The 11,275-nt window shown below is 55.8% G+C and carries 7 protein-coding genes; 4 read left to right on the top strand and 3 right to left on the bottom strand.

Annotated features, from left to right (window positions below; genetic code table 11):
• Positions 1–94 precede the first annotated feature (94 nt).
• Positions 95–2,164: a beta-galactosidase gene (locus KSY55_RS05630; RefSeq protein WP_217749599.1), complete on the top strand. Its 2,070-nt coding sequence runs from the start codon at positions 95–97 to the stop codon at positions 2,162–2,164.
• A 98-nt stretch (positions 2,165–2,262) separates the two neighbouring features.
• Here the strand turns inward: KSY55_RS05630 and KSY55_RS05625 are convergent, their stop codons facing one another.
• Entirely contained in the window at positions 2,263–3,822 is a 1,560-nt protein-coding gene (locus KSY55_RS05625) for an alpha-N-arabinofuranosidase (RefSeq protein ID WP_004219675.1), read from the bottom strand.
• A gap of 278 nt (positions 3,823–4,100) precedes the next feature.
• Between KSY55_RS05625 and KSY55_RS05620 the strand changes: the two genes are divergently transcribed.
• Together KSY55_RS05620 and KSY55_RS05615 are read left to right on the top strand one after the other, a co-directional pair.
• The gene (locus tag KSY55_RS05620; protein ID WP_065435065.1) at positions 4,101–5,459 is read left to right on the top strand and encodes an ABC transporter substrate-binding protein; all 1,359 of its coding nucleotides are present in this window, start codon (positions 4,101–4,103) and stop codon (positions 5,457–5,459) included.
• Positions 5,460–5,718: 259 nt separating this feature from the next.
• A complete protein-coding gene (locus tag KSY55_RS05615; RefSeq protein ID WP_171025391.1) occupies positions 5,719–7,086 on the top strand; it encodes a sugar ABC transporter substrate-binding protein in 1,368 nt (455 codons plus the stop codon).
• Positions 7,087–7,196: 110 nt separating this feature from the next.
• On the opposite strand, the gene KSY55_RS05610 is transcribed toward KSY55_RS05615, so the two are convergent.
• Both KSY55_RS05610 and coaBC read right to left on the bottom strand, forming a co-directional pair.
• Positions 7,197–7,970, bottom strand: coding sequence for a type III pantothenate kinase (locus tag KSY55_RS05610; RefSeq protein WP_217749598.1), 774 nt, complete (start codon positions 7,968–7,970; stop codon positions 7,197–7,199).
• 58 nt (positions 7,971–8,028) lie between these two features.
• Complete coding sequence (coaBC, locus tag KSY55_RS05605; RefSeq protein WP_217749597.1) at positions 8,029–9,312, bottom strand: bifunctional phosphopantothenoylcysteine decarboxylase/phosphopantothenate--cysteine ligase CoaBC; 1,284 nt, start codon at positions 9,310–9,312, stop codon at positions 8,029–8,031.
• 201 nt (positions 9,313–9,513) lie between these two features.
• On the opposite strand from coaBC, the gene KSY55_RS05600 reads away from it, so the two are divergent.
• Entirely contained in the window at positions 9,514–11,169 is a 1,656-nt protein-coding gene (locus KSY55_RS05600; protein ID WP_118293023.1) for an ABC transporter substrate-binding protein, read from the top strand.
• Positions 11,170–11,275: the final 106 nt, after the last annotated feature.

The raw sequence follows: 11,275 nt of genomic DNA, 5'->3' as shown, positions 1-11,275 counted from the left end.
GTGCCTGCAGAAGTACTGGCAGTCCGGCCTTGCCGCAGGCGCCGTCAAGGAATGAATTTGTTAGGATAGTTGACAAAAAAACAAAGGAGTGGATATGACTCAACGTAGAGCCTATCGTTGGCCGCAGCCGTTGGCTGGACAGCAGGAACGCATCTGGTACGGAGGTGACTACAACCCGGACCAGTGGCCCGAGGAAGTGTGGGACGATGACGTTCGTCTGATGAAGAAGGCTGGCGTGAACCTCGTGTCCGTGGGCATCTTCTCGTGGGCGAAGATCGAGACGAGCGAGGGCGTGTACGATTTCGACTGGCTCGACCGCATCATCGACAAGCTGGGCGAGGCCGGTATCGCAGTGGACTTGGCGTCCGCCACCGCGTCGCCGCCGATGTGGCTCACCCAGGCGCATCCCGAGGTGCTGTGGAAGGACTACCGCGGCGACGTGTGCCAGCCGGGCGCCCGCCAGCATTGGAGGCCGACCAGTCCGGTGTTCCGCGAGTACGCGCTGAAGCTGTGCCGTGCGATGGCCGAGCATTACAAGGGCAACCCGTATGTGGTCGCATGGCATGTGAGCAACGAGTACGGCTGCCACAACCGTTTCGACTATTCCGAGGACGCCGAACATGCGTTCCAGCAGTGGTGCGAGGAACGCTACGGCACCATCGACGCGGTGAACGACGCGTGGGGCACGGCGTTCTGGGCACAGCGCATGAACGACTTCAGTGAGATCGTGCCTCCGCGCTTCATCGGCGACGGCAACTTCATGAACCCGGGCAAGCTGCTCGACTTCAAGCGGTTCAGCTCGGACGCGTTGAAGGCGTTCTACATCGCCGAGCGCGACACGCTTGCCGAGATCACGCCGGATCTGCCCCTGACCACGAACTTCATGGTGTCCGCGTCCGGTTCGGTGTTGGACTACGACGATTGGGGCGACGAGGTCGATTTCGTGTCGAACGACCATTACTTCATTCCGGGCGAGGCCCACTTGGACGAGCTCGCGTTCTCCGCGAGCCTGGTCGACGGCATCGCACGCAAGGATCCGTGGTTCCTGATGGAGCATTCCACCAGCGCGGTCAACTGGCGTGAGATCAACTACCGCAAGGAGCCCGGCCAGCTGGTGCGCGACTCTTTGGCTCATGTGGCCATGGGTGCGGACGCGGTGTGCTACTTCCAGTGGAGGCAGTCCAAGGCAGGCGCGGAGAAGTTCCATTCCGCGATGGTGCCCCACGCGGGCGAGGATTCCGCCGTGTTCCGCGACGTGTGCGAGCTGGGCGCCGATCTGAACAAACTGTCCGACGAGGGCATTCTGGGATCGAGGCTCGCGAAGTCCCGTGTGGCCGTGGTATTCGACTACGAGTCCGAATGGGCCACCGAACACACCGCCACGCCGACCCAGCACGTGCATCACGTGGACGAGCCATTGGCGTGGTTCCGCGCTTTGGCCGATCAGGGTGTGACCGCCGACGTGGTGCCGGTGCGCGGCGCCTGGGATGACTATGAGATGGTCGTATTGCCGAGCGTATACCTGCTTTCCGAGGAAACGACCCGCAGGGTGCGCGATTACGTCGTGGGCGGCGGTCGACTGGTCGTGACCTACTACACGGGCATCTCGGACGAGAAGGACCACGTGTGGCTCGGCGGGTATCCGGGCTCGATCCGTGACGTGATCGGCGTGCGCGTGGAGGAATTCATGCCCATGGGCGACGATTTCACGGGCGTGCCGGATCGCCTCGAGTTGTCGAACGGCGCGGTCGCGCACGATATCGCCGACGTGATCGGCTCGGTCGACGGGACGGCCACCGTGCTGGAAACGTTCAAGGACGATCCGTGGACCGGCATGGACGGCGCTCCGGCGATCGTCGCGCACACGTTCGGCGAAGGTCGCAGCGTGTACGTGGGCGCGCGCCTCGGGCGGGACGGCATCGCGTTGAGCCTGCCGGAAATTCTTGATTCGCTCGGCATGGCCGAAGCGGGCGGAAACGACGGCCGAGTGCTGCACGTCGAACGTGAGGGCGCGGACGGTTCGAGGTTCGTGTTCTCGTTCAACCGCACGCATGAGACGGTCCGGGTTCCGGTGGAGGGCGAAGTCGTGGTCTCCTCGTTCGCGGACGTGGACGGCGAAACGGCCTCGATTAAACCGAACGGCGTGATCGTCACTAAGCAGTAAGCGGACAGCAAGCAAATAATCGCAACATTATGGGTGTCGGCAGGCTGATGATTGTCAATCTGCCGACACCCATTTAATTTATACTATTCGAATAAAAACTAGGCGTGGAATTCCACTGCAGCCCAACTGATTGCTGGCAAAGTGCAGTGAACTGATCCATTGTCGATTGTTGCATGAAGCTCTTGGGGTGTCACTGCGGTTGGGTCGTCTGCGGAATTACGCTGATATGGATTGTCGTCATGCAGAATAATGGCCTTGTCTATATGGAAGTCGGATATGTCGAAATACGGCAGTTGAGACAGAGAAGCCGTAACCTTATGTGCGTCGGATGCGTCGCGATTCACCATAAGCAGAAGACCGGAATGATTCGTTTCGTCCCAAGTGATTACTGAATCAAGGGCATTGACCAAGCCGAAAGATTCAGTCTCTACGTTGGGAGAGTCGATGACTGGACTGTAGGCAATGCCATGGGCGTGTTGTGCGGCTTCGGCAAACGGATAGAAGACAGTTTGACGCCATGCGGGACCGTTCTTTTCGGCCATGATTGGCGCAATCACATTGACCAACTGCGCGCGCGAGGCAGAACGCACTCGGTCGCAGTGCTTAAGCAGAGTGATCATCAGCGACCCTTCTACCACTGCATCGGCTGCATTGTAGATATCTTCGAGCAGACGCGGTGCTTTCGGCCATGACTCATGATGAAGATCCTTGCCTGATTGGGCTTTCCATTCAGCTTCCTGCTGATTCCAGACGTCGGAATACCAGACGCCCCACTCATCAAATGACAGTGCTATATCATGATCGCCTGTGTGGGCATTTTTGGCTTCGTCTGCACATGCCGCCACGGTGGAGATGAACGTTTGCATGTCTTGTGAACTTGCCAGATAATCTTGCAACGATTTTGCCCCACGTTCGTAGTAGTAGGCATGGCAGGAGACGAAATCGAGATTGTCGTACGCTTTGGTAAGCACGCTGCGTTCCCAGGATCCAAACGTTGACATATGGGCGCTGGAGGAGCCGCAGGCCACGAGTTCCAAGCCTGATTCCGCGAGTTTCATGGCGTGTGCGACTCGGTCCACGGCTGCGGCATACTCGTCAGGGCTCATATGTCCCACCTGCCAAGGGCCATCCATTTCATTGCCGATGCACCACATTTTGATGTCCATTGGTTCGGTGATTCCGTTACGTACGCGGCGATCGGCAAGCTCGGTGCCGGGCGCTCCGTTGACGTATTCCAACTCTTCCAGTGCGGCCTTCAATCCTCGGGTGCCCATATTGACGGCAAGCATGATTTCGGTACCGGTCTTCTTGCTCCATCGGTAGAAATCGTCGATACCGACTTCATTGGTTTCGGTGCTGTGCCATGCGAGATCTCGTCGTATTGGGCGTTGCCCCCGTGGCCCTGTGCCATCCTCCCAATTGTAGGCAGAGACGAAATTGCCGCCGGGGTAACGCACGCAGGTCACACCAAGTTCTTTGACTAGATTGATGACGTCTTGGCGGAATCCGTTTTCGTCGGCTGTGGGGTGACTTGGCTCATAAATGCCTCCGTAGACACAACGTCCAAGATGTTCTACAAATGATCCGAAAATGCGGGGTGGTATATCGGCAATTGCGCTGTTTTTTTGCACTGTGATTGTGCTGGTTCCGGAAGTCATGCCGTTCCTTTCGATGAGTGGTCTGATGAAATGTCTGCGTTGCGCGAGCTTCGACGGATATGCATACGTCTAGTATGCAATCATATCGTGTTTGCGTAGCTAAACAAAATATGCTAGGTAACTAAAGAAATACTGTAAAATCAACGATTTGCCTATTTGTTTGCGTAAACATAACTTTTGTGTTATCCTCATGACTGTCGGAAGGGTCAATGAATGATTCATAGCCGATAATGTTGGTCGATGTAGGAGGTCGGCCATATTTAAAGGAAGGAAGAACGATGAAGTTCACTGCATCCAAGAAAACAATCGCTCTGGTTGCTGCTGCTGCGATGCTGACTAGTGTCGCAGCCTGCGGGAGTTCCTCGAATTCGAGTTCTTCGGGGGTGACAGAGGGTGGTAAGACTGAAATTACGGTATGGTCTTGGGATTCCACTTTGCCGCGTACCGTGAAGGATTTTGAAAAGGCCAATCCGGACATCACTGTTAAGGTGACCAATGCCGGCACGAACAAGACCGAATACACGGCTTTGAACAATGCGCTTTCTGCAGGTAAAGGTGCGCCAGATTTGGTGCAGATTGAGTATTATGCACTTCCCGAATATCAGGTTCGTGGAGAGATTGAAGACCTGAGTCAGTTTGGTGCGGACAAGTTCTCGGATTTCTATACGCCGGGCACGTGGGCTTCTGTGAAACTTAATGGCGGTGTGTATGCACTGCCGATGGATTCCGGACCGATGGCATGGTTCTATAACAAGGATGTGTTTGATAAGGCCGGGGTCGATCCGACTCGGGTGAGGACGTGGGATGAGTTCTACGATGCTGCCAAGAAGGTTCGCGCAACAGGGTCCTACATTACGTCCGATTCTGGTGATGCTGGCTTCTTCGATTCCATGACATGGCTGGCGGGCGCGACGCCGTTCTCCACTGGTTCCGATGGACAGTCCGTCACCATCAACCTCAGCAATGATTCCAAGGTCAAGACTTTTGTTGATTTCTGGCAGAAGATGATTGATGATGATCTTATCGATACCAAGACCGCAGGCTGGAGTGATGATTGGAACAAGAGTTTGAATGACGGCTCTATCGCTTCGCTGCTGACCGGTGCTTGGATGCCGTACAACTTGCTTTCCGGTGCTCCTGACGGTGAGGGGAAGTGGCGTGTTGCTCAGATGCCGACTCCGGATGGATCTGAAACCAATTCCGAGAACGGTGGTTCTTCGCTGGCGATGGTCAAGACGGATGACAAGGCCAAGGCCGAAGCTGCATACAAGTTCGCTGAATATGCGTGCCACAATGCCGAAGGCATCAAGACTCGCGTCGCTGGCGGCGCATTCCCTGCCGATAACGACACTCTCGCTTCTGATGACTTCCTGAACATGACCTCTCTGACTGATTCCGATGGCAATGCGCACGAATACTTCGGTGGTCAGAAGTTCAATGAGGAGCTCGCCAAGGCTGCGGCCAATGTTTCGACTGGCTACAAGTTCCTGCCGTTCGAGGTTTATGCGCGTGGCGTATATAGCGATGATGCCGGTGGTGCATATACCGACAAGTCCGTCACCCTTGCTGAAGGTGTTCAGGCTTGGGAAAAGAATATCAAGGATTATGCATCTCAGCAGGGCTACACCGTGAAGTAGCTGCATGATTCCATAGTGGAATCGGTAAATATGAGCGTCTGTGGATTGAGGGATTGTCAATCGGCGGACGCTTTTTTGAGCTATCAGTGGATTGCGTGGCTGAATCGAAGAGATTGGAGGATTGTACGCTGGCTTTCGGGTGACTGACGTACACTCGAATGCGTATGTCTGTACGTACGTTTTCGTGTGGGAACATCAAACGGAAGGAATCGGCTTGAAACTGGTGAAACGACTCATCGCCATCTGCTGTGCGGCCATTATGGCAGTCAGTGCGGCCGCTTGCGGAGCCAACGTCGATTCCCGCACCGAAATCACCGTGTGGTCGTGGGAACCGAGCATGAAACAGGTCATTGCCAGCTTCGAAAAGGAAAACCCCGACATCCACGTTATTTGGAAGAACACAAGCGGTTACGACAATCTCAACAACGCCATTCAAGACGGTTACGGCATTCCCGACGTGGTGCAATTGGAATACTATGCGTTGCGCCAGTACGCGGTAAGCGGCCAGCTGGTGGCGATCACCGGGCGTACGGAAGGCTACGGCGATTTCTACACGCCCGGTACGTGGGCTTCGGTGCAGCTGAACGGCCGCGTGTACGGCCTTCCCATGGATTCCGGTCCAATGGCGTTCTTCTACAACGACAGCGTGTTCGAGCAGGTAGGCATCGATGCCTCCAAGATTCGCACGTGGGACGACTATTACGAGGCGGCCAAAAAGCTGAAAAGCATCGGCGTGTACATCGCAGCCGATTCGGGTGACGCCAGCTTCTACGACACGATGATCTGGCTTGCCGGAGGCCGTCCGTTCTCCACCTCCAACGACGGCAAAAACGTGACGATCAACCTCACCGACGATGAGGGTACGAGAACCTTCACCGAATTCTGGCAGAAAATGATCGACGAAGGTTTGGTCGCCACCAATCTGACCACATGGTCCGATGGGTGGAAGGAAGCCGTGGGGGAGGGGAAGATCGCCTCCATGTTCTCCGGTGCTTGGCTGCCGTCGCTGCTCATGTCGAACCTTCCCGGAACCGCGGGTTTGTGGCGTGTGGCACAGATGCCCACGCCGGATGGCAGTTATACCACGTCGGAAAACGGCGGTTCGGCGCTGGCTGTGTTGCAGCGTTCGCGCAAGCCCGAAGCGTCATATCGTTTCATCGAATACGCATGCCATAACGCGGAAGGCATCAAAGCCCGTGTGGACGGCGGTGCGTTCCCCGCCGATAACATCACGTTGTCTGATCGGGAATTCCTGCGCAAAACCACCGTGACCGACGAACGTGGCATTGAAATCCCGTATTTCGGCGGTCAGGAATACAATCGCGTGCTTTCCCAAGCCGCGGAAAACGTGTCGACCGGTTACCAGTATCTGCCGTTTGAAGTGTATGCGCGAAGCGACTTCCGCACTACCGTAGGCAAGGCCTACAAATGGTCGAGCCGGTTGCGCAAAGAGCAGGACAGGCTGAATATCATCGCGGCCGGTGGCAAAGTGTCCGACAAATCCGCCATCGGCGACGCGTTGAAGGAAACTGATTCCGCTGATCGTCTCAAATTGAAAAGCGGTATTGCGCTGTGGCAGAAGGATTTGAAGGAATACGGAGCCAATCAGGGCTTCACTATTCAGTAAATAGTTAATTATTTGCTATAGTTGTAAAAATAATGATGGCTGTCTTGTTTTTCTTTTGAATTCAAGACAGCCATTATTTTTATATATTGAGATTGTATGTTGACGAAAAGTTATTGTCGAATATTGCGTTCGTAAATATGCAGCATGCCTTTGAAAATCAGATCAGGGTCATAAATGTCGATCATGTCGGTATCGTCGGCGAACACGCGGCTTAATCCGCCCGTCGCGACCACGCGGAATTCTTCGTCGATTTCACGATGGAATTGCGCGATCGTACGTTCGATGCCGCCAAGGAAGTTGTAATACAGGCCGGCTTGCATGGCTGGCTTGGTGCTTTTCGCCAGAATCGATGCGGGACGGGTGATTTCCACTTCCGGCAACTGGGCCGTGGCATCCCACAAGGCGGCCGCGCCTGTGCGAATGCCGGTGGTGATGAGCCCGCAAATCACCGACGCATCGGCGGTCACATAGTTGAATGTGGTGGCCGTGCCGAAATCCGCCACCAGAATCGGCCCGCCATACTCGTAGTAGGCTCCCGCACAGTCGGCAATGCAGTCCGCGCCCATATTCTGCGGATTGTCCATGCGAATATTGATGCCGGTTTTGACTCCCGGTCCAACAATCATCGGATCGATATTGAGGAATTTCACAATGCTGGCACGGAACGAATGCATGACCTTCGGCACCACCGACGTGATGATCACATCGTCCACATCGCCCGGCGCATAGCCGCTCAGCCGCAGGAATTGCGTGATCATCAGGCCATATTCATCCGACGTGTGGTTCGCCTTCGTGGTGATGCGATACGTGCCGGCGATATGCCCGTCATCGAGAAAGCCGATCACCACATTGGTGTTGCCGATGTCGACTGCGACCAGAAGCATGTCGAATTCTCCTTACGATTGCTGTATTGACGCTATTTCCTGTGATGTTGGTTGATGGTTACGATGCTTGCGATTCAGCGGATTCGGTATTGCGCAACGCTGCCAATTCGGTGAGGATGCGTTCCGCCAATTCCTGCTTGCTCATCTTGTTCCAATGCTCGATGATCGGTTCGTCGGTGGTTTCGCCGGGTTTCAGCACGGTCACCACATTCGTATCCACCGCGAATCCGGCGCCGGGAGTGTTGAGATTGTTGGCCACCAGCATGGAACAATGCTTGGATGTGAGTTTTTTCGCTGCGTTCGATTCAAGATCCTGCGTTTCCATGGCGAAACCGCACAAGGTTTGACCGGCGGTTTTATGCGCGCCTGCCCATGCGAGAATATCGGGATTCGAAGTGAGCCGCAGATCGATATTGACGCGCCCGTTCTTCTTGATTTTCTCCGAAGACTGCTCAATCGGGCGGAAATCGCCGACGGCAGCGGCCATAATCGTCAAATCGGCCTGCGTGAAATGCTCTTGCACCGCGTTGAACATTTGCTGCGCGGTGGTGACGTGAACCGTATCAATGCCGCAGGGAGCGCTCAATGTGACAGGGCCGGATACCAGCGTCACATCCGCGCCCATATCGCGTGCCTGCTCGGCGATCGCATAGCCCATTTTTCCAGTGGAATGATTGGTGAGGTAGCGCACGGGATCAAGTGGCTCCTGTGTGGGGCCGGCGGTGACGAGCACATGCAATCCGTGCAATGGCAACGTTTCTGCGGGCTGGTTCGCACGCAGCAGATCAGCTACGGCAGCTTCGATCGCAGCAGGCTCCTCCATGCGCCCCTTGCCAACATCCTGGCAGGCAAGCATACCGGATCCCGGCTCCACAATGGTCCATCCAAGTTCACGGCAGGCATTGAGATTGCGTTGCGTCACGGCATTCTCATACATGTGCACGTTCATGGCAGGGCATAGGATTTTCGGTCCCTCGCTATAGGCAAGCACGGTACTTGTCAGCTGGTCGTCGGCAATGCCGCATGCGATTTTCGCAATGATATCGGCGCTCGCAGGAGCGATGACGAGCATGTCCGCCCATTTCGCATCATCCACGTGATTGATATGCAGCGGATCGGATGGCGTATGCGCAACATCGCCGTCATTGCGCTGTGCTGCGAACATGGACGTGCGCGTCTGCGTATGCGTGAGCGAGCTGAACGTCAACGGGGTGACGAACTCCTGCGCGGCCGCGGTCATGGCCACGCGAACCTCATGTCCCTGCTTGCTCCAGTCGGAGGCGAGATGGCAGGCCTTGAATGCGGCGATGCTGCCGGTCACGCCGAGAAGAATATGCGCCATAGCCGATATTGTCCTTCCCTTGACGTTGGCAAGACTTACGAAAACTGCGTCAAGTATATATCGAACCGGCTGAAGCATGCGGCATTGCGGCATTGCCGTCAGATGAATCCTGCGGGCATGGCGGATTGTAGAATCAGACTTTGGTGATCGACCCGTACAGGCGGTCAACCAGAACAAACACATAATCAAACAGGAGCAATCATGTCGCAATCTTCAGGTGCGTACGGCGAAGCCGACGCAACCGAACAGAAGAACGAACAACACAACAATCAGCCCGCAACCTCGGCAAGCACCGACGCAACTTTGAACGCTCGTGCCAAATCGCCGAAATCCAAGGGGCCCAACAAGTGGATCATCGCCATCATTGCAGTGATCGCAGTGGTCGCCATCATTGTGGGCGTCGTCGTGTTCCGCAACAACAACGCATCCAGCGATACCGCGGAAAATGGCGCCTCCAACACCGTGACCATTGGACTGAAACTTGCCCCCGTAAGCCTCGACATTCGCCACCAGTCCGGATCGGCGATCGAACAGGTGCTGATCGGCAATGTGTACGAAGGGCTGCTGTCGCGCGATTCCGACAACAAAGTGCAGCCGGGACTGGCGAAAAGCTGGGATATTTCCAACGACGGCACAACGTATACGTTCCATCTCAACGAGAACATGAACTTCTCCAACGGAGACACGTTGGACGCCGAAGATGTGGCCTGGTCCATTAACCAGCTCAAAGAACAGCAGTATTACAACGCCAATCAGGTCGAAAGCCTCGAAAAAGCCGAAGCGGTCGATAGCGACACCGTGAAGCTCACGCTCAGCACCCCCGATTCCAACCTGCTGTGGTACCTGACCGGACGCCCCGGCCTGGTGTTCGATAAGGACGCCGAATACAACGCGAAAACCGAAGCCGTCGGATCGGGCCCGTACACGGTGGAATCCTTCGATTCCGCCAGCAAAATGGCGCTCAAAGCCAACCCGAAGTATTGGGGAAGCGCACACAAGGCCGCAACCGAAAACGTGATCATCAAATTCCTCACCGACGATAACGCAGCCGTCAACGCGCTGAAAAGCGGCGAAGTCGACGTGCTTTCCCCGGTGAACGCCACGCTCGCCAAATCGCTTGACACCAACACGTATCAGGTGTCCGCGGCGGACGGCAGCGACAAATACGTGCTCGCCTTCAACTGCGCGAACAGCAAGCTTGCCGACAAGCGCGTGCGTCAGGCAATCCGTTACGGCATCAACCATGAGGAAATCATCGCTTCGCGCGGTAACGTCGACTATGCGCTCGGCGGGCCGATCCCATCCGTGGACCCGGGCTATGAGGACTTGACCGACCTGTACCCGTACGATGTGAACAAAGCCAAGGAACTCATGGCTGAAGCCGGCTATTCCACCGATAATCCGCTGAAACTCACCCTCACCTACGCCAACACGTACGGCACGGAACTCGGCGACCAACTGCGTAGCCAGCTCGCCAAAATCGGCATTGATCTCAGCATCAACTACGTGGAATTCTCCACATGGCTGCAAGACGTGCACGCCAACGGCGACTATGAACTTTCGTTGGTGGACCACGCCGAAAGCCACGACTTCTACAAGTGGACCACGCCCGACTACTACTTCCACTACGACGGCAAGCAAGCCCAAGAACTGTATGCCAAGGCGCTCGCCGCCACCGATGAGGAATCCAGTGCAAACTACCTGAAGCAGGCTGCGAAAGCAGTAAGCGAGGATGCCCCCGCCGACTGGCTGTTCGGCTATCGTGTGACGGTGGCATACCACAAGAACGTGCAGGGATTCCCCAGCAAGCTGAGCCAGACGGTGCTGCCATTGTGGCAGATCACCAAGGCGCGGTGAATCGACGAAAAACGATGGAAAATCGGCGGAAAACAAGTGATGAAAACTGATGTGTGGCGGTGTTTGCAGCGGCATCGTTGCGGCACCGCCACACGTTGGCGCGATA

This window comes from Bifidobacterium sp. MSK.13.1 (genome assembly GCF_019131435.1).
Taxonomy (GTDB): domain Bacteria; phylum Actinomycetota; class Actinomycetes; order Actinomycetales; family Bifidobacteriaceae; genus Bifidobacterium; species Bifidobacterium pseudocatenulatum.
The sequence above is the reverse complement of the archived record's forward strand: the minus strand, read 5'-3'. Positions and strand labels throughout refer to the sequence as shown.

What these genes read in the sequence shown, in the direction of transcription:
- KSY55_RS05630 (WP_217749599.1), top strand. Translation starts at nt 95, where the DNA reads ATGACTCAACGTAGAGCCTATCGTTGGCCGCAGCCGTTGGCTGGACAG.
- KSY55_RS05625 (WP_004219675.1), bottom strand. Translation starts at nt 3,822, where the DNA reads ATGACTTCCGGAACCAGCACAATCACAGTGCAAAAAAACAGCGCAATT.
- KSY55_RS05620 (WP_065435065.1), top strand. Translation starts at nt 4,101, where the DNA reads ATGAAGTTCACTGCATCCAAGAAAACAATCGCTCTGGTTGCTGCTGCT.
- KSY55_RS05615 (WP_171025391.1), top strand. Translation starts at nt 5,719, where the DNA reads ATGGCAGTCAGTGCGGCCGCTTGCGGAGCCAACGTCGATTCCCGCACC.
- KSY55_RS05610 (WP_217749598.1), bottom strand. Translation starts at nt 7,970, where the DNA reads ATGCTTCTGGTCGCAGTCGACATCGGCAACACCAATGTGGTGATCGGC.
- coaBC (WP_217749597.1), bottom strand. Translation starts at nt 9,312, where the DNA reads ATGGCGCATATTCTTCTCGGCGTGACCGGCAGCATCGCCGCATTCAAG.
- KSY55_RS05600 (WP_118293023.1), top strand. Translation starts at nt 9,514, where the DNA reads ATGTCGCAATCTTCAGGTGCGTACGGCGAAGCCGACGCAACCGAACAG.